The organism is Streptomyces sp. AA4, assembly GCF_000158875.1.
In the GTDB taxonomy this organism is placed as follows: domain Bacteria; phylum Actinomycetota; class Actinomycetes; order Mycobacteriales; family Pseudonocardiaceae; genus Amycolatopsis.
In genome coordinates this window covers 104,929-124,416 of sequence record NZ_GG657747.1, presented here as the reverse complement: position 1 = coordinate 124,416, position 19,488 = coordinate 104,929, and the positions used below count along the sequence as shown (strand labels likewise).

Annotated in this window: 20 protein-coding genes; 7 read left to right on the top strand and 13 right to left on the bottom strand. The window is 70.0% G+C overall.

Annotated features, from left to right (window positions below):
• Window positions 1-13: 13 nt before the first annotated feature.
• Entirely contained in the window at window positions 14-1,165 is a 1,152-nt protein-coding gene (locus tag SSMG_RS39385; protein WP_009085707.1) for a hypothetical protein, read from the bottom strand.
• A 193-nt stretch (window positions 1,166-1,358) separates the two neighbouring features.
• Here SSMG_RS39385 and SSMG_RS39380 point away from each other — a divergent pair, with 193 nt between their 5' ends.
• The gene (locus SSMG_RS39380) at window positions 1,359-2,924 is read left to right on the top strand and encodes an acyltransferase (RefSeq protein WP_009085706.1); all 1,566 of its coding nucleotides are present in this window, start codon (window positions 1,359-1,361) and stop codon (window positions 2,922-2,924) included.
• Between the two features lie 80 nt (window positions 2,925-3,004).
• Here the strand turns inward: SSMG_RS39380 and SSMG_RS39375 are convergent, their stop codons facing one another.
• From SSMG_RS39375 to SSMG_RS39365, 3 genes are all read right to left on the bottom strand, one after another.
• Complete coding sequence (locus SSMG_RS39375) at window positions 3,005-3,682, bottom strand: response regulator transcription factor (RefSeq protein WP_009085703.1); 678 nt, start codon at window positions 3,680-3,682, stop codon at window positions 3,005-3,007.
• Window positions 3,679-4,800, bottom strand: a complete 1,122-nt coding sequence (locus SSMG_RS39370) for a sensor histidine kinase (protein ID WP_100266996.1) — start codon at window positions 4,798-4,800, stop codon at window positions 3,679-3,681. Before SSMG_RS39370 ends, SSMG_RS39375 begins: the two co-directional genes overlap by 4 nt.
• 115 nt (window positions 4,801-4,915) lie before the next feature.
• On the bottom strand, window positions 4,916-5,761 hold the full coding sequence (locus SSMG_RS39365; RefSeq protein WP_037718946.1) for a helix-turn-helix transcriptional regulator: 846 nt from the start codon (window positions 5,759-5,761) through the stop codon (window positions 4,916-4,918).
• 103 nt (window positions 5,762-5,864) lie between these two features.
• On the opposite strand from SSMG_RS39365, the gene SSMG_RS39360 reads away from it, so the two are divergent.
• Genes SSMG_RS39360 through SSMG_RS39345 form a run of 4 tightly spaced genes read left to right on the top strand, consistent with a single transcriptional unit; the run spans window position 5,865 to window position 9,199 of the window.
• The gene (locus tag SSMG_RS39360; protein ID WP_009085697.1) at window positions 5,865-7,307 is read left to right on the top strand and encodes an MFS transporter; all 1,443 of its coding nucleotides are present in this window, start codon (window positions 5,865-5,867) and stop codon (window positions 7,305-7,307) included.
• Window positions 7,308-7,352: 45 nt separating this feature from the next.
• Window positions 7,353-7,877, top strand: a complete 525-nt coding sequence (locus SSMG_RS39355; protein ID WP_009085696.1) for an RNA polymerase sigma factor — start codon at window positions 7,353-7,355, stop codon at window positions 7,875-7,877.
• Window positions 7,870-8,763, top strand: a complete 894-nt coding sequence (locus tag SSMG_RS39350) for a VOC family protein (protein WP_009085693.1) — start codon at window positions 7,870-7,872, stop codon at window positions 8,761-8,763. Before SSMG_RS39355 ends, SSMG_RS39350 begins: the two co-directional genes overlap by 8 nt.
• A 52-nt stretch (window positions 8,764-8,815) precedes the next feature.
• A complete protein-coding gene (locus tag SSMG_RS39345; RefSeq protein ID WP_037718944.1) occupies window positions 8,816-9,199 on the top strand; it encodes a hypothetical protein in 384 nt (127 codons plus the stop codon).
• 27 nt (window positions 9,200-9,226) lie between these two features.
• Here SSMG_RS39345 and SSMG_RS39340 read toward each other — a convergent pair whose 3' ends face one another.
• Together SSMG_RS39340 and SSMG_RS39335 are read right to left on the bottom strand one after the other, a co-directional pair.
• A complete protein-coding gene (locus SSMG_RS39340; RefSeq protein WP_199786437.1) occupies window positions 9,227-9,607 on the bottom strand; it encodes a VOC family protein in 381 nt (126 codons plus the stop codon).
• Window positions 9,608-9,743: 136 nt separating this feature from the next.
• Window positions 9,744-11,051, bottom strand: a complete 1,308-nt coding sequence (locus SSMG_RS39335; RefSeq protein ID WP_009085688.1) for a UDP-glucose/GDP-mannose dehydrogenase family protein — start codon at window positions 11,049-11,051, stop codon at window positions 9,744-9,746.
• Window positions 11,052-11,224: 173 nt separating this feature from the next.
• Here SSMG_RS39335 and SSMG_RS39330 point away from each other — a divergent pair, with 173 nt between their 5' ends.
• Complete coding sequence (locus SSMG_RS39330) at window positions 11,225-11,983, top strand: SDR family NAD(P)-dependent oxidoreductase (RefSeq protein ID WP_037718939.1); 759 nt, start codon at window positions 11,225-11,227, stop codon at window positions 11,981-11,983.
• 52 nt (window positions 11,984-12,035) lie between these two features.
• Here SSMG_RS39330 and SSMG_RS39325 read toward each other — a convergent pair whose 3' ends face one another.
• From SSMG_RS39325 to SSMG_RS39315, 3 genes are all read right to left on the bottom strand, one after another.
• Window positions 12,036-12,716 (bottom strand): class I SAM-dependent methyltransferase, encoded by a 681-nt coding sequence (locus tag SSMG_RS39325; RefSeq protein WP_009085684.1) that lies wholly within the window; start codon window positions 12,714-12,716, stop codon window positions 12,036-12,038.
• 158 nt (window positions 12,717-12,874) lie between these two features.
• Complete coding sequence (locus tag SSMG_RS39320) at window positions 12,875-13,510, bottom strand: PadR family transcriptional regulator (RefSeq protein WP_037718936.1); 636 nt, start codon at window positions 13,508-13,510, stop codon at window positions 12,875-12,877.
• A gap of 88 nt (window positions 13,511-13,598) precedes the next feature.
• Window positions 13,599-15,245, bottom strand: coding sequence for a TM0106 family RecB-like putative nuclease (locus SSMG_RS39315; protein WP_037718933.1), 1,647 nt, complete (start codon window positions 15,243-15,245; stop codon window positions 13,599-13,601).
• A 106-nt stretch (window positions 15,246-15,351) separates the two neighbouring features.
• Between SSMG_RS39315 and SSMG_RS39310 the strand changes: the two genes are divergently transcribed.
• The gene (locus tag SSMG_RS39310; RefSeq protein WP_009085679.1) at window positions 15,352-15,831 is read left to right on the top strand and encodes a DUF6474 family protein; all 480 of its coding nucleotides are present in this window, start codon (window positions 15,352-15,354) and stop codon (window positions 15,829-15,831) included.
• 58 nt (window positions 15,832-15,889) lie between these two features.
• Here the strand turns inward: SSMG_RS39310 and SSMG_RS39305 are convergent, their stop codons facing one another.
• Genes SSMG_RS39305 through SSMG_RS39290 form a run of 4 tightly spaced genes read right to left on the bottom strand, consistent with a single transcriptional unit; the run spans window position 15,890 to window position 19,467 of the window.
• Window positions 15,890-16,861: a glycine betaine ABC transporter substrate-binding protein gene (locus SSMG_RS39305; RefSeq protein ID WP_050788527.1), complete on the bottom strand. Its 972-nt coding sequence runs from the start codon at window positions 16,859-16,861 to the stop codon at window positions 15,890-15,892.
• Complete coding sequence (locus SSMG_RS39300) at window positions 16,861-17,640, bottom strand: ABC transporter permease (RefSeq protein WP_009085675.1); 780 nt, start codon at window positions 17,638-17,640, stop codon at window positions 16,861-16,863. Before SSMG_RS39300 ends, SSMG_RS39305 begins: the two co-directional genes overlap by 1 nt.
• Window positions 17,637-18,827, bottom strand: a complete 1,191-nt coding sequence (locus SSMG_RS39295) for an ABC transporter ATP-binding protein (protein ID WP_009085673.1) — start codon at window positions 18,825-18,827, stop codon at window positions 17,637-17,639. Before SSMG_RS39295 ends, SSMG_RS39300 begins: the two co-directional genes overlap by 4 nt.
• The gene (locus tag SSMG_RS39290) at window positions 18,820-19,467 is read right to left on the bottom strand and encodes an ABC transporter permease (protein WP_009085672.1); all 648 of its coding nucleotides are present in this window, start codon (window positions 19,465-19,467) and stop codon (window positions 18,820-18,822) included. The genes SSMG_RS39295 and SSMG_RS39290 overlap by 8 nt, the downstream gene beginning before the upstream one ends.
• Window positions 19,468-19,488 lie beyond the last annotated feature (21 nt).

Below are 19,488 nucleotides of genomic sequence, written 5' to 3'. Positions count from 1 at the left end.
CGCACGTGGCGGCTCAGGGCGCCACGTGCGCGATGGTCAGCAGGAACGCGCCGTACCAAGCGCTTCCGAGCGCGATCACCGATAGCAGCACCGCCAGCACCCGGTTCGGCAGCTTGGCCAGCAGGAGCGCGACCGGCACGGTCAGCACGAACGCCGGAAGCAGGAACCGCGGGCGGGACTGGAAAAAGTTCGAGGAACACAGCGCGATCACCACCGTCAGCGTGCCGTAGATCTGCCACGGCAACGGCAGCCGCGTCGCCCAGGTCCAGAACTGCAGCACCACCGCGGCGAGCACGACGAGCGCGGTCACGGTGATCCAGCTCGCTTCGTCCGAGGTCAGGCCGTCGCGGACCTGGAGAAAGGTGAAGACGCCGAAGTCGAAGCGCATCCGCCAGGCGGTCTGCAGCCAGAACCAGCCGTCCGGACGGCCGGTCTGGATCCAGACGTAGCCGAGGTAGCCCAGCAGGCCGAGCGGCGCGAGCAGCCCGCCGACCCAGGGCCGCCAGCCGTCGCGGCGCTGGAAAACCGCGACGAGCGCGGCGATGCCGACCGCGGCGATCAACGCCCCGGAACTCGCCCGGGTCAGCCCGGCGAGCACCGCCAGCCCGCCGGCGGCCAGCCATTCGCGCCGCGCGAGCAGGACGAACGTCCACGCCACGAGCGCCATCAGCAGCGCTTCCGAATACGCCAGATGCAGTGCCGTCGACCCCGGCCCGATCGACCACAGCACGGCGACCAGCAGCCCCACGCGCGGTCCGGCCAGGTCGCGGCCCAGCACGAACAGGCCCCACGCAGCCGCGCATCCGGCCAGCAGCGAGATCGTCATCCCGGCCGCCAGCGGCGGGATCCCGACCAGCGTCAGCAGCGCCACCGTCCCCGGGTACAGCGGGAAGAACACCAGATTGTTCTCGACCGGAAGCCCGTCGACGCCGATCGCGATCGGCTGGTCGTAGCCGTGCTGCGCGACCGAGACGAACCAGTTGGCGTCGAAATCGGCGATGAACCGGCCGGGCGACACGTCGGCCTTCCAGCTCATCAGCCACAGCACGCCGAACGCGACGAGCTGGAACACCAGGTAGAGGCTGATCGCCGGGGCGGCTTGACGGAAAGCGGCGCGCAGGGTCGACGGACGCTCGACGGCTCCGTCGAGACTGGGCTGCTGCACGCTCTCCGAACTCCTGAACTAGCTCGCACAAACCGGACGAATTCCGGCCTGATCGTACCTGTCGACCGCATTATCCGAGGCCAGAACGGGTTTTGTGACTAATCCCCCGCTTACCGCCAATTGCGGGGAGTACGTCCGGGCCGGGGGTGCGAGGCGGTAGCCTTCACGAGGTTGTCGGTAGCGGAAGACGGGGGTGAGCACGCTGGCCGAGCCGAATTCCGCTGCCCTGGCCGAGGCGTCGTCCGCGCCGCCCGAGAAGACCCGGATCGTCTTCATCGACATCGGGCGCGGCCTTGGCGCGCTGCTGGTCTTCTACAGCCACATCGCCCATCCCTGGGTCATCGCGAAGAACGACAAAGCCCCGTACGTCGACTTCATCGAGGCGCTCACGAGCGGTCCGATGCACATGTCGAAGCAGGGCATCGGGCAGATCGCGGTGCCGTTCTTCTTCCTGGTCAGCGGTTTCGTCGTGACGCCGATCGCGCTGCGCCAGGGTACCGGGCGATTCGCGCTCAACCGGTTCATCCGGGTGTACGCGCCGATGCTGTTCGTGGTGCTGCTGACCGCGTTCCTGCTGCTGGTGAACCTGCACCCGCCGTCGACCGGGCAGCCGCAGACGCTGAACCCGCTCACCGTGCTGACCAACACCGCGCTGGTCAACTACCTGATCTTCCCGCAGGTCGTGCTGGTGCCGGTGGCCTGGACGATGATCGTCGAGGTCATCTTCTACCTGCTGCTGATGGCGGTGCTGCCGCTGCTGCGCCGGTGGGTGTGGCTCGCGATCGCGGTCGAGCTGACGTTCATTTTCGTGGTGATGATGAGCCGGTCGCAGTTCGGGCCGTCGTGGTCGCTGTTCGCGGTGAACGTCTCGTACCTGCCCGCGATGCTCATCGGCCAGGTCATCTGGGCGACGACCAAGAAGCAGATCCCGCTGTGGACCGGCGCGCTCTACGGCGGCTGCGCGTGGTCGCTGTACGTGCTGGCGGACGTGATCAACGTCGGCCGCGTGGACAGCTCGTACAACCTTGCGCTGGCGTTCGCGGTCGCGTGCTTCCTGATGGGCATGTTCGCCGAGGACCGGCTGAAGCAGCGCAAGATCTGGACCATGCTGTCCGAGCGCAGCTACTCGATCTACCTGCTGCACATGCTGGTCACGTTCGTGCTGCTGCAGCTGCTGCGCCCGGCGGTGCCGCTGCCGATCGCGCTGCTGATCGTGATCCCGGCGGTGTTCGGCGTGGTCGAGTTCAGCTACCGGTTCGTGGAGCGGCCGAGCCACTCGCTCGCGCGGCGGTTGTCGCACCGGCCGAAGCCGCCTCCGCCCGCTCCGGAGACGCCCGCACCTCCGGTGGAGCCGCCGGTCGAGACTCCCGGGGAAACGACTCAGCTGGTCGCCGACAGCGAGATCACCCTGGAGATCCCGCGGATTCCCGCCGAACCGGCACCGCCGCGTCGTCCGGCGCCCCGGCCGCGTCCGGTGCCGAACGGACGGGTGCCGAGGAACGGCGCTCCGCCGCCCACCGACCCGCCGCGCGGGATGGCGCCTCGCGCGAACGGCGGCGCGCACCGGGCGCGTCCGGTGACCGAATCGGCCGTCGACCGCACCGCGGAACCGCCGGTCCGCCGGGCGATGCCGCCGCGCCGGCGTCCGTCAGCTCCGCCGGAGCTGCGCTACCAGCCGGACCAGGAAAACCAGGCCCAGCGCGGCGACCAGGACGATCTCCCACGCCACCGGGACTCCTTCCGCCACACCCCTCGCTGAGGTGTGATGCTCTTCCGGTAAGGCGCGCGAGGGTGGGACGACGTTCACCGACACGGCGTAACTCACTCTCCCGGCTTAGCTCATTCGTGCGAGCCGCGGCGGGGAGTGACCAGGCCGGATTCGTAGGCGAGCACCACCAGCTGCGCGCGGTCGCGAGCGCCGATCTTGGTCATGATGCGGCTGACGTGCGTGCGCGCGGTCGCCGCGGAGATCACCAGGTGGGCGGCGATTTCGTCGTTCGACAATCCGCCCGCGACCAGTGCCAGCACCTCGCGTTCGCGTTCGGTCACCTCCCGCACGGCCGAGGTGTCGATCCGCCGGTGCTCCGGCCGTCCGACGATCTCGGCGATCAACCGGCGCGTGACGGTCGGGGCGAGCAGCGCCTCCCCCGCCGCGACGACGCGCAGCGCGTGCAGGAGCTCGACCGGTTCGGTGTCCTTCAGCAGGAAGCCGCTGGCCCCGGCGCGGAGGGCCTCGTAGACGTACTCGTCGACGTCGAACGTGGTCAGGACCAGCACTTTCACGCCGCCGAGGGCGGGGTGCGAGGTGATCCGGCGGGTCGCTTCGAGGCCGTCGGTGCCGGGCATCCGGATGTCCATCACGACGATGTCCGGCCGGTGCTCGACGGCTTGCGCGACGGCCTGCTCGCCGTCGCTCGCCTCCCCGGCCACCTCGAACCCGTCCTCGGTGTCGAGCAGCAGCCGGAATCCGGCGCGGACCAGGGCCTGGTCGTCGGCCAGCACGACGCGGATGGTCATTTCTCCCCCTCCACGGGCAGTTCCGCCCGCACCTGGAAACCCTGTCCGGTGACGCTCGCTTCGACACTCCCACCGAGCGCCGTCGCCCGTTCCCGCATGCCGCGCAGACCGTGGCCGGGCGTCGGCTGAGCAGTGCCGCGTCCGTCGTCGCGCACGGTCAGGACCAGCGTGCCCGGCTTCCGCTCGAAGCGGACCTCGACGCGCTGTGCCCCGTCGGCATGCCGGACCACGTTGGTGAGCGACTCCTGCAGGATCCGGTACGCCGCGCCGTCCACCGGCGCGGGCAGCTCGCCGGGTTCGCCGTGCAACTCGACGGCCAACCCGGCGGCGCGCGCGTGGTCGAGCAACTCGTCGACCTGCGCGAGGCTCGGCGCGGGCGCACGGTTCTCGCCAGACCGCAGCACGGCCAGCGTCGCGCGGAGGTCGTTGAGCGCGGACGCACTGGCCGCTTTGATGTTGAGCAGCGCCTCTTTCGCCTCCTCCGGCCGCCGATCCGCGACGTGCGCGGCGACGCCCGCCTGGACGTTGATCATCGCGAGGCTGTGCGCGACAACGTCGTGCACCTCGCGCGCGATGCGCAGCCGCTCCTGCTCGGCCATCCGATGCCGGTGCTCGTCAGCCTGCTCGCGCCGGGCAGCGACGGCCGCGAACTGGAACCGGACCGCGGTCGCGATGCCGATCACGGCGGCCATCCAGACCACGGCGAACAACGCCCAAGCGCCGACCGCAAACGTTTGCTCCACGAGGACGTGGACGAGGTACGCCGCCACGAGGACAGCTCCGCCGGTACTCCCGGCAACCACCGGCCCGTGCCGGCGCGTGAGCACGAAGAGCGCGATGGTGGGGACGATGATCACCGGGCCGCCGGGCTCGGTCGACAGGTAGTACGCGTACGCCGAAGCCGCGGTGAGCACGAACAGCGGCAGTGGATACCGGTGGACGAGCAGCAGGGTGAGCACGGTCGCGGCCAGCCACGCGGCTCCGAGCGGGCTCAGCGGGTGCGGGGCGTGCTGCCAGCGACCGGACGCGCTCGAACCGCCGAGCACGAAGGCGAGCACCACGAAGGTCCGGAACACCCGTCCGAACCACGGGTTCTGGGCCCGCCACCAGTAGTGCATGGAGCGAAAGCTACCGGGGAAGGCGGCCGGGCGCGTCCGTCGGGAAGCGCGGGATGGGGCTACGCGCGGCGCGGTATGTCGAGACCGCATTAGCCGCCGGCGTGCCCCGCTTGCGCTACCGGGTCTTGGGCACGAACTCGCGCAGTTTCTCCAGCGTCTCGTCGTTCGCCGGGGTGTAGACCGACATCCGGATTTCCGAGCGGCGGCCCGCGTAGAGGTAGGTGAAGTCGAACGTCAGCAGGCCCGCCTCCGGGTGCAGGTAGCGCTTGCTCTTGGCCTGTTCGGTGTTCACGTCGTGCTGGCTCCACAGGTCCGCGAAGCACGGCGACTCCGCCATGAGCCGTTTGACCAGCGACTTCCAGCCGGGTTCGCCCATGTGCTCGGCCATCGCGGCGCGGAAGGACGAGACCATCCGGGGCACGTTCTGCTCCCAGTCGACCATCCGCTCTTTCCACTCCGGATTGAGCAGGCACTGGACCAGCGTGTTGCGTTCCTCGTACGGGATCTTGTCGACGCCGCCCATCAGCCAGTCGTAACCGGCGTTGTGGCCGAGCACGTCGAAGCGCGCGTTGCGGACCGCGACCGGGAACGGTTCCAGCTGGACCATCATGTCGTGCATCGACGGGGTGATCGCGGAGCAGTTCTTCTTCTCCGTCACCGGCTCCGGCGCGCCGGCGAGGGTGAACAGGTGCACGTGTTCGTGCGGATCGAGCCGGAGGGTGCGCGAGATCGCGCTGAGCACCTGCTCGGACGCGTTGATGTCGCGGCCCTGTTCGAGCCACGTGTACCAGGTGACCCCGACCCCGGCGAGCTGCGCGACCTCCTCGCGGCGCAGCCCGGGCGTGCGCCTGCGGCCGCCGATCGGCAGGCCGACCTGCTCGGGCGTGATGCGGCCGCGCCGGTTGCGCAGGAACTCTCCCAGTTCGGTCCGGCGGAGGCGGTCTTCGATGCCACTGGTCACGAATACCAGGTAAGCACAGCTCCGACCCTGTTACCAGGTAGTCCCAGTACCAGGATAAAAGCACACCTGGTACCAGGGTCTCGCGCGGCGGAACGTAGTACTCATGACGACTACCACCACCGCCCCGGCAACGGCCACCGCCGCCGTCGGGACGCCGGAGAGGACGGGCCTCTCGTCCGCCGGCTTGATCACCGTGCTGCTGGGGGCGGCACTGCCGATCATCGACTTCTTCATCGTCAACGTCGCCCTGCCCACCATCGATGCCGACCTGCGCGCGTCCACCGCGACGCTCGAACTCGTCGTCGCGGGCTACGGCATCGCGTACGCGGTGCTGCTCGTGCTCGGCGGACGGCTCGGCGACACCTTCGGCCGCCGCAGGCTCTTCCTGCTCGGCCTGACGCTGTTCACCCTCACCTCGCTGGCCTGCGGCGTCGCCCCGGACGCCGCCACGCTGGTCATCGCCCGCGTCGCACAGGGCGCGGCTTCGGCGATGCTGCTGCCGCAGGTGCTGTCGATCATCCAGGCCGGGACCACGGGCGAACGCCGCTCGCGGGCGATCGGCCTCTACGGCGCGACCGGCGGCATCGCCACCGTCGTCGGGCAGCTGCTCGGCGGCGCGCTGGTCGCGGCCAACGTGTGGGACCTCAGCTGGCGGCCGATCTTCCTGGTCAACGTGCCGATCGGGATCTTCGGGCTGCTGCTCGCGCGCCGTGCGGTGCCGGACAGCCGGGCGAGCAACCCGCTCGGCGTCGACCGCTGGGGCACCGTGCTGCTGGCCGTTTCGCTGCTGTCACTGCTGATCCCGATCATGGAGGGCCGCGCGCTCGGCTGGCCGTGGTGGAGCATCGCGCTGCTGGTGGTCTTCCCGTTCGCGGCATACGGCTTCGCCCGCGTCGAACGGAAGCTCGAGGCCGCGGGCGGCACGCCGCTGCTGCCGCCCGCCCTGCTGCGCACCGCGAGCGTGCGGCACGGCCTGACCGTCGCGGTGCCGTTCTTCTGCACCTTCGGTTCGTTCATGTTCGTCTACGCGGTGACCCTGCAGAACGGCCTGCACCTCGGTCCGCTCGGGGCCGGGCTGGCGCTGACCCCGATGGCCGTCGCGTACTTCACGACCTCGCTGGTCAGCAGTCACCTCGTCGCCCGGTTCGGCCGCAAGGTCGTGCCGATCGGCGGGGTGGTCCTCGCCGTCGGGCTGATCGCGCTCGCCGGCACTGCGCTGGCGGACTGGCCGGACCTGTCGATCTGGCAGCTGGCCCCGGCCATGGTGCTGATCGGCGTCGGCAACGGCCTCGCGATGAGCACGCTGTTCCGGGTCGTGCTTTCGCGAGTGCCCGCCGACCTGGCCGGGGTCGGCGGCGGCGTGCTGACCACGACCCAGCAGACGTCGCTGGCGTTGGGCGTCGCGGTGCTGGGCAGCCTGTTCGCCAGCCTGAGCGGGCCGGGCGCGCTGGGATACCAGGGCGCGTTCGTGCTGGTCATCGGGATTCTGGCGGCGCTCGCGCTGCTGGTGAGCGGCCTGGCTCGCAAACTGCCCGATCCTCGCTGAGAATTCGACCGACGGAAAACCTCGCTCCCGCACGACGGTGGAGATGTGACGGAACCTCGGGTGCAGCCAGACCCGGCCTTCGCGCTGCTCGGCCTTTACGAAAAGGCCCTGCCGGAGGTCTATGGCTACCTGCTCGCGAGGTGCGGGGACCGCGTGCTGGCCGAGGAACTGACGTCGGAGACGTTCCTCGGCGCGGTCGCCGCTTGCCGCAAGGACCACGCGCCGCCGGTGAGCACGCCCTGGCTGATCGGGGTGGCCCGGCACAAACTGGCCGATCATTGGCGGCGCGCCGAACGGGAACAGCGCGGGCTGCGGCTCGTGCACGACGCCGAAGACGACGTCGAGGATCCCTGGGACGAGCAACTCGACGCCCTGCGCGCACGGCAGGTCCTCGAATCGCTGTCGGTCTCGCATCGGGCGGTGCTCACCTTGCGGTACGTCGACGGCCTGCCGGTGCGCGACGTCGCCGCGCACCTGGGCCGGACCATCCACGCGACGGAGGCGTTGCTGACGCGGGCCAAAACCGCGTTCCGCCGCAGCTACCGGGAGAAGGAGGGACGCGATGCCTGAACCGTTCGACGCGCTCGCCCTGCCCCCGACTCCGGCCGACCCCGATCCGGCCTTCGCCGAGCAGCTGCGGGACGACCTCCGCCGCCTGATCCTGAACGGAGCGGAGATGACCACCACCGAAACCACGCCCCAGCAGGTCGAAACGGGCGCGCTCACGCCGTATTTGGTCGTGACCGACGCCCGGGCCGCGCTCGACTTCTACGTCGAGGTCTTCGGCGCGCGCCGCCGGTCCGAGCCGATCGTGATGGACGACGGCCGGGTCGGGCACGCCGAACTGGACATCGGCGGCAGCGTGCTGATGCTCGCCGAGGAGTTCCCGGAAATGGGCAACGTCGTCGCTCCCGAAGGCGGCGCGATGGTGCGCGTCGAGGTGCCGGACCCCCGCGGCGCGGCGCGGCGGGCGGTGGAGCTGGGCGCGGAACTGCTGCGTCCGGTCGAGGACCGCGGCTACGGGCTGAGCGGCTCGATCAAGGACCCGTACGGCCAGCGTTGGCTGGTCGCACAGGCCGCGCCGCGCGCGAAGGCGCCCGCGGAGCGCACGTATCAGCACGGCGAGGCCGGGTACTTCACCTTCCAGGTGCCCGACGACGGCCGGGCCAAGGCGTTCTACGGCGCGGTGCTCGGCTGGCAGTTCAGCCAGGGCAGCCTGCCGACCGCGTGGCGCATCGAGGGCCACGGCCTGCCCGGCGGGCTGTGGGGCGGCTCGGAACTGCAGACCGGATGGAAGCTCATGTTCGCCGTCGACGACCTCGAGGCCGCGCTCGGCCGGGTGCGCGACCAGGGCGGCCGGGCGGGAGAGGTGGAGAACCAGCCGTACGGCCGAACGGCCGATTGTGCCGACGACCAGGGGATCGAGTTCTGGTTGTGGGAACAGCCACGTACGTGACCTCGGCCAAAACCCCGGCGGCAAACCGGCCGCCGGGGCGCACACTCGACAGATGGCCGCGCACTGGACGCCCCGCGACGAAGCCGAACTGACCGCCGGTTGGCAGCTGTGGCTCGCGCTGGGCTCGTGCGCCTGGCCGGGTCCGGACTGGGACGGCACGCCCGCCGAAGCCGTCCGCGGCCTCGAACGGTGCTTCGCCGCGTGCGACGAGATCCTCGCCGCGCACGACCAGCCGGATTCCGCGGTCGCCGGGCTGGTGCGCTCGATGCTGCTGGCCGCCAACTGGACGCTCGGACTGTGGCGCGACGACGCGGACCCGCTCGATTCCGAGCGGGCCGCGCTGCTGCACGCCGACCTGGCCGCGTTCTCCGATCACGCGGAGAGCGTGCGGACCCTGCTGGCCGCGGGCGGCGGGTGGGCCTCGCTTCCGCTGTGACCCGCCCGCCGTCCGTCTACAATGGACTTACCAGCTGGCGGGCCGTTTGCGCTCCGGCTCGTACGGCTGGGTGATGACCTCGATCCCGTTTCCGCCCGGGTCAAGGAAATACACGCCGCGGCCGCCGTGGTTGTGGTTGATCTCGCCGACCTGCCTGCCCATCGGATCGGCGTGATAGGCGACCCCGGTTTCCTTCAGCCGCAGGAAAAACGCGTCGAAGTCGTCCTCCGGGATGAGGAAACAGTAGTGCTGCAGCTTGCGATCGGCGTCCGGAACCGTGGCGAAGTCGAGCCGCACGCCGTTGCTGGTTTCGACCGGGAGGAACGGGCCCCATTCCTCGCCGATCTCGAAACCCAGCAGGTGCGCGAAGAATTCGGCGGATTCCCGGTTGTTCCGGGACGGGACCATCAGATGATTCAGTTCAAGAGAAACAGACACGAAGCAATGCCTCCAGAAGGCATCCCAGCACCTCCATGCCTCACCCAGCCGGTGACCGACACGCGATGCCGCCGGAAAGCATAGCTCAGCGGAAGCGGATCTCCAATCAGGAAACCGGAACCCGCCGCCGGGCCGCGCGCGGACGGCCGACGCCCTGCCACGACAGCCCCGCGTCGAGAATCATCCCCGGGTCGAGCAGATTGCGGGTGTCGACGACGTCGTCGCCTTCCATCGCGTCCGCGATCGCCACCCAGTCGAGATTGCGGAACTCGGCCCATTCGGTAAGCACCACAACGACATCCGCGTCCTTGGCGACCTGGTACGGATCGTCCACGACGGTCATCCCCGCGATGCCGCCGGAAACCGCCGGGTCGTACGCGGTGATCTCCGCGCCGAGCGCGCCCAGCACCGAAGACACTGCCAGCGCGGGAGAATCGCGCAAATCGTTCGTGCCCGCTTTGAACGCCAGGCCCAGCACACCGATCCGCGCGCCGGCCAGCGTTCCGCCGCAGGCGCCGGCGATCTTCGCCACGATGCGGTCGCGCTGGGCGATGTTCTCGTCGATCGCCGAGGTCAGCATGCGGAAGTCGTAATCCACCGATTCGGCGACCTTGACCAGCGCGCTGGTGTCCTTGGGCAGGCACGAACCGCCCCAGCCCGGGCCGGGTTTGAGGAAGGTGCGGCCGATCCGGCGGTCGTAGCCCATGCCTTCGGTGACCAGGTCGATGTCCGCGCCGAGCCGTTCGCACAGTTCGGCGATCGAGTTCACATAGGACAGTTTGAGCGCGAGGAAGCAGTTCGCCGCGTACTTGACCAGTTCCGCGCTCGCCGCGTCGGCGACCACGACCGGTGCGGCGAGATCGCCGTACAGCTGCCCGACCCACGCGGCCGCGGCGCGCGAATCCGAGCCGACCACGATCCGGTCCGGGTTCAGGAAGTCTTGCACCGCAGTGCCTTCGCGCAGGAACTCCGGGTTGGACACCACCGGAACGTCGGTGCGGCCGACCATCGCCTGGATCCGTTTCGCGGTGCCGACCGGCACCGTCGACTTCGTGATCAGCGCGCAGCCGGCCGGCAGCACGTCGCCGATCTCCTCGGTCACCGCCTCCACCGCGCGCAGATCCGCGGACCCGCCCGCGCCCATCGGCGTCGGCACGCAGAGGAACACGCCCTCCGCGCTCCGGACGGCTTCCCGCGCGCCGACCACGAACGACAGCCGCCCGTTCGCCAGTCCGCGGGTGACCAATTCGGCCAGTCCTGGTTCGAGGATGTCCACGCGCCCGGCCGACAGCCGGTGCACTTTCGCCACGTCCACGTCCACACAGGTGACGCGGTGCCCGAGGCTCGCGAGACAAGCCCCCGTGGTCAATCCGACGTATCCCGTCCCTACCACCACGATCCGAGCTGAGCTCATGACGCTGAAGGTGACAGCCGGAGTTGACCTCAGCGCTAACGGAAGCGGTCGCGGCCGAATACTCCTCGCGACGAGAAGCGGGTGAGGCGACACACTCCGGCAGCGGTGCGAACGAGCGTTAACCTGGGCGCGGAGGTGCACCGCGGCACCGGAGAGCAGGAGGAAGGCTGAAGATGCAGATCACCGACACCGCAGCGCTCGTCACGGGTGGCGCGTCCGGGCTCGGCGGCGCGACCGCCAAGGCGCTGGCCGCGAAAGGCGCGCGAGTGTTCGCCCTCGACCTCGCGCCTTCGATCGAGAAGGCCGAGCAGATCGACGGCGTCACCTACGTCGAGGCCGACGTGACCGACCCGGACCAGGTGCAGGCCGCCGTCGACACCGCGGCCGGCTCCGGCGTACCGCTGCGCACGGTGGTCAACTGCGCCGGCATCGGCCCGTCCGCGCGCATCCTGTCCAAGAAGGGCAGGCACGACCTCGGGCTGTACGCGAAGGTCATCCAGATCAACCTGATCGGCACCTTCAACGTGGTCACCATCGCCTCCGAGGCGATCGCGAAGACCGAGCCGCTGGCCGACGACGCGCGCGGCGTCATCATCAACACCGCGTCCGTCGCCGCGTTCGACGGCCAGATCGGGCAGGTGGCGTACGCGTCGTCCAAGGGCGGCGTGGTCGGGATGACCCTGCCCGCCGCGCGCGACCTCGCCTCGCACGGCATCCGCGTGCTGACGATCGCCCCCGGCATCGTCGACACCCCGATGCTCGCCACCGTCAGCGACGAATTCCGCGCCGGGCTCGCTGCCGGGGTGCCGTTCCCGAAGCGGCTGGCGCGGCCGGACGAGTACGCGCAGCTCGCCCTGTCGCTGATCGACCACGATTACCTGAACGGCGAGGTCGTCCGCATGGACGGCTCGCTGCGGATGGCCCCGCGCTGACCCGCTGACGAGCGGTGGTGCCGCCCCCTCGGCGGCACCGCCGCTCGTCCGGTCACTCCTTGCGCATCCGCACCTCGAGGCCGATCCCGTCCGGGGTCACCTCGCAGGTGCGGAACTTGCTCTCCGCGACCGTCGCGCTGAACTGCTCCGGCGTGTAGGCCCGCCGCCGCAGCCCGCGGAGCGTGCGAACGGTGGTGAACGCGGCCACCGGGCCGAGATCCATCCGCGCCACCTCGGCGTCCAGCTGCGCGTCCGTGGTGCTCTTGTTCAGGTCCTGCACCAGCGCGACGCCGCCCGGCCGCAGCACCCGGTGCATCTCGTCGAGCGCGTCCACCGGGTCGGCGAAGTTCTTGAACGCCGCCTGGCAGATCAGGAAGTCGAACGAGCCGTCCGCGAACGGCATCGCCGCCACGTCGCCGCGGCGGAAGTCCACCTCGACGCCCTGCTCCCGCGCGTACTCCTTGGCCAACTGGACGAACGTCCGGCTGACGTCCAGCCCGGTCACCGCGCACCGTCCGGTGCGGGCCAGCTCCACGGCGAAAAAGCCCGGACCCGGCGCGATCTCGAGCACGTCCGCGCCCTCGGCCAGCTCCGAGGCCAGCATTTCGGCGTTTTCGCGGTACTGCACCAGCTGCGGTTCGGTGCCCCGCCCCCGCGCGTACGCCCGGGCGACCGGTCCCTCCATCTCCGGCAGCAGCTTCCGGCGATGGCGTTTGACCTGGGTGTTCCCCATGTGTTTCTCCCTGTTCGGTTGAGACCGAACCAGTGCCGCGCGAGGGGTGCCCCGTATCCTGTCGACGCAGCCTGAGGACAGGGTTCCGCACTCGCGGTTTCCGGTTCGACGGTTCCCGGTCCCGGCGGCGGTGTGCCAGCACCTCCTCCGGGACCTCTTTATTCGCCCTCGTCCGGGACGAAGGCGGTCAGGTCGGGCAGCTCCCCGGTTTCCCGGTAGTGCCGCCATTCCTGGACCCCCGGGATCGCCCCGGAGGCCAGCTCCTCGCGCAGCCCGCGGACCCATTCGGCCTCCGCGCGCCACATCGCCACCTGGTATTCGCTCTCCACCAGGAACAGCCGGGACATCTCGGTCCGCATTTTCGCCAGCGACTCCTCGCGGTCGGCGATCATCTGCTCGAGTTCGCCGACTCGCTGTGCCAGCCGCCGGTCGACCGCGTCCGGCCCCAGGCTGAGCATCACGGACAGCCCGGTGTGGAACCGGGTCGGCTCCGGGTCGGGCTCGCCGAGCAGTTCGGCGATCCAGTCCTCCATTTCGGCCTGGCCGGCTTCGGTGATCCGATAGACGGTCCGCTCCGGCCGGGCCCCCTCCCGCACGCTTTCCACCGCCTCGACGAAGCCGTGCTTTTCGAGATTGCCGACCACGGTGTAGAACGAGCCCCACTTGATCTTCAGGTCGCCCTCTTTGCCGCGTTCCCGCAGGAGAGCGGCGGCTTCGTACGGGTGCATCGGGCGCTCGCACAACGTGGACAGCACGGCGAGGCCCAGCAAATTGGACACCTTGCGCCGTTTCACACCCGACCTCCTCGTCAGCGAGTACTCGCCGACGAGTATAGGCGAGAGCGCGTCGGGCGGCAACGAGCACCAGAAGGAGACTGGGCGGTCAGAGGTCCAGCATGTACGGGACCTCGTCCTGGGCCCGCCCGCTCATCCACTCCCGCAGGGCCTTGGTCGCCAGCACGTCGTCCTCGTTGTAGCGCAGCAGCCGCTCGCGCTGGTCGTCGTCCGGGACCTCGCCGTCCATGCCGACCGCGTCGCGATACCACCGCATCGAGGCCTCGCCGCCGGCTTCCGGATCCCGCCAGGCGAACCCGGCGACCGGCGCGATCACCTTCAGGCCCTTGCCCCGCGAGCACAGAAACTGATCCGTGACGCTGCGGAACAGATCCACCCATTCGTCAGAGTCCACAAAGGACTGCACGGTCCGCTTGTCCGGTATCCCGGGGTAGTCCCCGAACCGCTCGACGGACCCGAAAAGCCACCGGTTCTCCGCGAGCGCGTTGTAGCAGTACGCCCGGAAAGTCAGCCCGGCGGCGAGAGTCCGCTCCCGCACGTCGGTGAACCAGGTCCAGAACTCGGCGAACGACCGGGCCTCGTCCACCGTCGGCAATGGCTCCCAGGTCGCGAACGCCCGGTACCCCCGCGGCACGCCGATGTCCGCTCCGGACAGCAGCGTGCCCCACAGATAAGCCCCGGAATCGCCGAAACTCTCCATGTCCACGTCGACCTCGACGTCCGCGCGCGGCACCTCGACCTCCGGCGTGCGGCGCACCACCGTCAGGTCCGCCAGCCACGCCCTGGCCAGCATGATCGCGTCCGAGAACGTGCCGCCGGTCCAGTTCATCGGCGGCGGTTCGGCCGCCGGGTCCAGCGCGGCCAGCTTGTCCACAGTGGACACTCCGACGCGGCGCAGCTCGCCCGCGTCCTCGCCGCGCACCACCAGGCTCACGTCCCGCGTCTCGGTGAGCACGACCTCGCACGTCGTCCAGAAGGGACACCGGCGGCATTCGAGCACGCGGGAAGGCGCGGCCAGCGCCTCGGCTCCGGTGGCGGCCGCGGTCGCCACCGCGAGCCGGTCCGCGAAGCGCGCGTCGTATTCGTCCAGCGCGCTGCGACCGCCCGGCCACGTGCCCGCGGTGAGGTCGTGCCAGACGACGACATCGGCGTCGAGGCCGATCACCCCGCCGACCGCGCCTCCGCCGGCCGCCTTTCCGTACGTCTCCAGCATTCGCCGCAGATGCGCGAGCCGCAGCTGGTCCCGCGGCTGCGAGCGCACCTTGCGCAGCTCGTCCGGCGAACGGCGCGCCGGGTCCAGCTCCGTCATCGCGGTGGTGGGCGCGCCCTGCCCGCGATCGGTGATCCGGTGCCGGACCACCAGCACCGGCACGTAACCGTCGCCGACGCGCACGAGCAGGTCGATGCCGCCGCGCCGGTGCCCCGCCGGATCGGGAGGCAGCAACGCGCCCCAGATGTACTGCGTGGCATCGGCGAACGCCTGCTCGGTGAGCCGCACCCGCTCGCCCGCGGGCGCCGTGCGCGGCACTCGCGCCCAGGTGGCGTCCGGCCCCGAGGCCGCGACCAGCTGTTCGAGGATTTCCTCGCGGTGCGCGGTCGCGTCGTCGATCCGCTGCTGCGCGGTCGGATCCGGCGGCGGCAGCGGCACGTCGCGCATCGCCGGGTCGTGTTCCAGGTGCACCCGGCGGCGGCAACGACTCACTGCTCCCGCGTCGAGCAACACCTCGTCTCCCATAGCGATCACAATAGATCGTGGGTACGACATTCCCCGCGCGAGCCGACATGCCCGTCAGGTCGGGGACCAGTAAGTTCATCCGGAGAAGGCGTGGGAGGTAACGGCCATGGCGCGCAAGGCCAAGCAAGACAAGGCCAAGCAGGACGAGGGTGAAGCCCGGATCACCCCGAAGAAGGCGAAGAACGCGGTCGCGGTGGCCAAGGTGCTCGGACCGGCGGTGCTGCCGGTGCTCGCGCCGTACGCGGTCCGCGCGGCGGGCGCGGCGCGGGAGGCATACGACCGCTACCAGGCCCGCAAGCTGGGCGTGGCCGTCGATCAGCTCGGCGAGTACACCGGCCGCGGCGCGGCGCTGCACGCCCGGATCGCGGGTCTCGTGCAGGGGCTCGGCGAGCTGAAGAAGTCGGCGAAGGCGACCGAAGCGGACCAGAAGTTCGCGCTCGAAACGCAGTCGACGCTGGAGCAGCTGTCGGCCACGGTGCGCGCCGCCGAGCGCATGCCCGCGGCTCGGCGCAAGGCCGCGCACCGAGCGGTGACCGGCGAACTCGACCGGCTGGAAGAGCAGCTGCTGCACCGGTTGGGCATCTGAACAACGGCGAAGGGCCCCTTGAGCGAACTCAAGGGGCCCTTTCCGCTGCCGGGAAACGCTACTTGATGAAGCCCTTCTGCAGCATCCAGTCGTGCGCGACGGTGCCCGCGTCCTTGCCGTCGACGTCGACCTTCTTGCACAGCTCGACCATCTGCTTGTTGTCGAGCGCCGCCGCCACCGTCTCCAGCGGCCCGCGAATTTCCGGGTGCTGGTTCAGGAACTCCGTGCGCAGCGTCGCCGCCGCGTTGTACTGCGGGAACGCCTTCTTGTCGTCCTCGAGCACGCGCAGGTTCAGCCCGGAGATCCGGCCGTCGGTGGTGAACACCTCGCCGACCGGGCAGGTGCCGTTGGCCACCGCCGAGTAGATGGTGCCGATCCCGAAGTTCTCGATCTTCGGGTTCTTGAACCCGTACGCCTTGACCGCCGCCGGGAACCCGTCCTGGCGGCTGGTGAACTCCGTCTCCAGGCAGAACCGGTTCTGGTCCGGGTGCGCGGTGAGGAATTTCGCCAGGTCCGACGTGGACTTGAGGTTGTTCTTCGCCGCGTACGCCTCGGTGGTGGCGAAGGCGTACTGGTCGTTGAGCGGCGAGTAGTTCAGCCAGGTGACGCCGTACTTCTCCGCGTCGGCCTTCTTCGTGGCCTCGTACTGCGCCTTCTCCCCGCCCGGCACCGGCAGCTCGTTGCCCTGGTAGTTGATCCAGCCGGTGCCGGTGTACTCCCAGGTCACGTCGGTCTGCCCGTTGAGCAGCGCCTGCCGCGACGAGTTCGACCCCTTGATGTCGGTGAGGTCGATGACGTCCGCGCCCGCCGCGCTCAGCGCCATTTCGGCCATGTAGCCGAGGATGATGTTCTCGGTGAAGTCCTTCGACCCGACGACGACGCGCACGCCGTTCAGCGCCGGGATCGGCCGGATCGAGCCCGGTTCGATCTTGAACGGGATCGAGGTGTTGACGTCGAGCCCGCACGCCGAGAGCGTCCCGGCGAGCAGGGCCGCGCCGACCAGCGCGCCCGCTTTTTTCAGGACGTTCATCAGCGCAGTCCCTTCGGTCCGAAGTACTGCTCGGCGACCGCGCCCAGCCAGTCCACCAGCAGCGCCAGCGCGACGGCCAGCACCGAACCGGTGATCAGCACCTTCGTGAGGTTGAGCTTGTAGCCGGTGTCGATCAGCAGGCCGAACCCGCCGGCGTTGACGAACATGCCGAACGTCGCGGTGCCGACGGCCAGCACGAGCGACGTGCGCAGACCGGCGAGGATCAGCGGAACCGCGAGCGGGAATTCCACCCGCCACAGCACCTTCTGCGCGGACATCCCGATGCCGCGGCCCGCGTCGATGAGCGACGGGTCGACCTGCTGGATGCCGACCATCGTGTTGCGCAGCACCGGGAGCAGCGAATAGAACGCCAGCGGCAGCGCGGCGACCCAGAGCCCGCCGACCGCGCCGGTGAAGATGAACCACAGCACCAGCACGCCGAGCGCGGGCGCGGCCTGCCCGATGTTCGCGATCGCCAGGAAGACCGGCGCGAGCCACTTCGCCCACGGCCGGGTCACGATGATGCCGAGCGGCACCGCCACCAGCACCACGATCGCGGTGACCACGACGGTCATCGCCACGTGGTCGCGCAGCGCGGTGAGCAGCGACGTCGCGTTGAGCGTTTCCTTTTCGGTCGCGGTGAGCCCGCTGGCGAACACCCAGGCGAGCGTGGCCGCGACGATCAGCACGACCACGGCGGGCTGGGCGAACAGGCGGACGCGTTCCGCGCGGCGGGAGCCCGACTCGGTGCTGAATCCGGTATCGACGGCAGCGGTCATGCCGTGGCCCCGTCCTCGTCGACGTGGTCGTCGGCGTGCTCGTCGCGCAGCTGCTGGATGGTCGCGATGACGGTGTCCAGCTTGATCGTGCCCGCGTATTCGCCGCGCGCGCCGGTGACCGGCACCGAACCGCCTTCGGCGAGCATCGCCTCGAGCGCGTCCTGCAGCGTCGACTGGAGGCTCACGATGTCGCGCAGCGGTTTGCCCACCGAACCCAGCGACGTCGCGTTGGTCAGCTCGCGCACGTGCACCCAGCGGATCGGCCGCCGGCGGTGGTCGAGCACCAGCGCGAACGGCTTGCGCGATTTGCTCAGCTTCTCCCGCACGTCCGCGGGCGCTTCGTCGATCGTCGTGGTGAGCGCGTCCTGCTGGAGTTCGACGTCGCGCACGCGCAGCAGAGTCAGCTGCTTGAGCGAGGCGCCGGCGCCCACGAAACCGGCGACGGTGTCGTCCGCCGGGTTCGCCAGGATCGACTCCGGGGTGTCGTACTGCAGGATCTTCGACTGGTTGCCGAGCACCGCGATCCGGTCGCCGAGCTTGACCGCCTCGTCGAAATCGTGCGTGACGAAGACGATCGTCTTCTTCAGGTCGGTCTGCAGCCGCAGCAGTTCGTCCTGCAGGTTGCCGCGGGTGATCGGGTCGACCGCGCCGAACGGCTCGTCCATCAGCAGCACCGGCGGATCGGCGGCGAGCGCGCGGGCCACGCCGACGCGCTGCTGCTGCCCGCCGGAAAGCTGGCGCGGGTAGCGGTCGCGGAAATCGGCCGGGTCGAGCCCGACCAGGTCCATCATCTCCTCGACCCGCGCGGTCACCTTTTTCTTGTCCCAGCCGAGCAGGCCGGGCACGACGGCGATGTTCTGCGCCACGGTGAAGTGCGGGAACAGCCCGGCCTGCTGGATCGCGTAGCCGATCTGGCGGCGCAGGGTGTCCACGTCGAGCTTCAGCGCGTCTTGCCCGCCGATGGTGATCCGGCCGGACGTCGGCTCGATCAGCCGGTTGATCATCCGCATCGTGGTGGTCTTGCCGCAGCCGGACGGGCCGACGAACACCACGATCTTGCCCGCGGGCACGACCATCGAGAAGTCGTCGACCGCCGGGGCGCGGGTGCCGGAGTAGCGCTTGGTGACGTGGTCGAGTTCGATCTCGACGCCGGAGACGTTTTCTTCGGTCGCAGTGTGCTCAGCCACGGACACCCCTAGAAACGGTGAATCGCTTGATCAGGACATAGATGCCGTCGAGCACCAGCGCGAGGATGACCACGCCGACGGTGCCGGTGAGGGCCTGGTTGAGGGAGTTCGTGCTCCCGGCGTTGGTGAGGCCGGAGAAGACCTCCGCGCCGAGGCCGGGGCCCTTGGCGTACGCCGCGATCACCGCGATGCCCATCAGCATCTGCGTGGCGACCCGCATGCCGGTGAGGATCGCCGGCCAGGCCAGCCGCAGTTCGACCCGGGTGAGCACGGAGAGCCGGCTCATCCCGATGCCGCGGGCGGCGTCGGTGATCGCCGGGTCGACCGCGTCGAGACCGACGATCGTGTTGCGGACGATCGGCAGCAGGCCGTACAGCACGAGCGCGATCACCGCGGTCGTCGAGCCGAGCCCGGAAAGCGGGATCAGCAGACCCAGCAGGGCGAACGACGGGACGGTGAGGATCGTGCTGGCCAGCGCCGTGGCGACGGCGGAGCCGATGGGGCTGCGATAGACGGCGATGCCGATCAGCACGCCAAGGATCGCGGCGAGGATCGTGCACTGCACGACCATGCTGGTGTGCAGCCACGCCTGGAGCAGCAGCCTTCCCCACCGGTCCGAGATGTACTCGAAGAGGTTCATCCGTATTCGTTCTCCCGCCAG

Excerpts from the sequence above, each read along its gene's own strand:
- SSMG_RS39375 (WP_009085703.1), bottom strand. The coding sequence starts at position 3,682 with ATGACCATCCGCGTCGTGCTGGCCGACGACCAGGCCCTGGTCCGCGCC.
- SSMG_RS39370 (WP_100266996.1), bottom strand. The coding sequence starts at position 4,800 with ATGCACTACTGGTGGCGGGCCCAGAACCCGTGGTTCGGACGGGTGTTC.
- SSMG_RS39360 (WP_009085697.1), top strand. The coding sequence starts at position 5,865 with ATGACGACTACCACCACCGCCCCGGCAACGGCCACCGCCGCCGTCGGG.
- SSMG_RS39350 (WP_009085693.1), top strand. The coding sequence starts at position 7,870 with ATGCCTGAACCGTTCGACGCGCTCGCCCTGCCCCCGACTCCGGCCGAC.
- SSMG_RS39345 (WP_037718944.1), top strand. The coding sequence starts at position 8,816 with ATGGCCGCGCACTGGACGCCCCGCGACGAAGCCGAACTGACCGCCGGT.
- SSMG_RS39340 (WP_199786437.1), bottom strand. The coding sequence starts at position 9,607 with ATGGTCCCGTCCCGGAACAACCGGGAATCCGCCGAATTCTTCGCGCAC.
- SSMG_RS39335 (WP_009085688.1), bottom strand. The coding sequence starts at position 11,051 with ATGAGCTCAGCTCGGATCGTGGTGGTAGGGACGGGATACGTCGGATTG.
- SSMG_RS39330 (WP_037718939.1), top strand. The coding sequence starts at position 11,225 with ATGCAGATCACCGACACCGCAGCGCTCGTCACGGGTGGCGCGTCCGGG.
- SSMG_RS39325 (WP_009085684.1), bottom strand. The coding sequence starts at position 12,716 with ATGGGGAACACCCAGGTCAAACGCCATCGCCGGAAGCTGCTGCCGGAG.
- SSMG_RS39315 (WP_037718933.1), bottom strand. The coding sequence starts at position 15,245 with ATGGGAGACGAGGTGTTGCTCGACGCGGGAGCAGTGAGTCGTTGCCGC.
- SSMG_RS39310 (WP_009085679.1), top strand. The coding sequence starts at position 15,352 with ATGGCGCGCAAGGCCAAGCAAGACAAGGCCAAGCAGGACGAGGGTGAA.
- SSMG_RS39305 (WP_050788527.1), bottom strand. The coding sequence starts at position 16,861 with ATGAACGTCCTGAAAAAAGCGGGCGCGCTGGTCGGCGCGGCCCTGCTC.
- SSMG_RS39300 (WP_009085675.1), bottom strand. The coding sequence starts at position 17,640 with ATGACCGCTGCCGTCGATACCGGATTCAGCACCGAGTCGGGCTCCCGC.
- SSMG_RS39290 (WP_009085672.1), bottom strand. The coding sequence starts at position 19,467 with ATGAACCTCTTCGAGTACATCTCGGACCGGTGGGGAAGGCTGCTGCTC.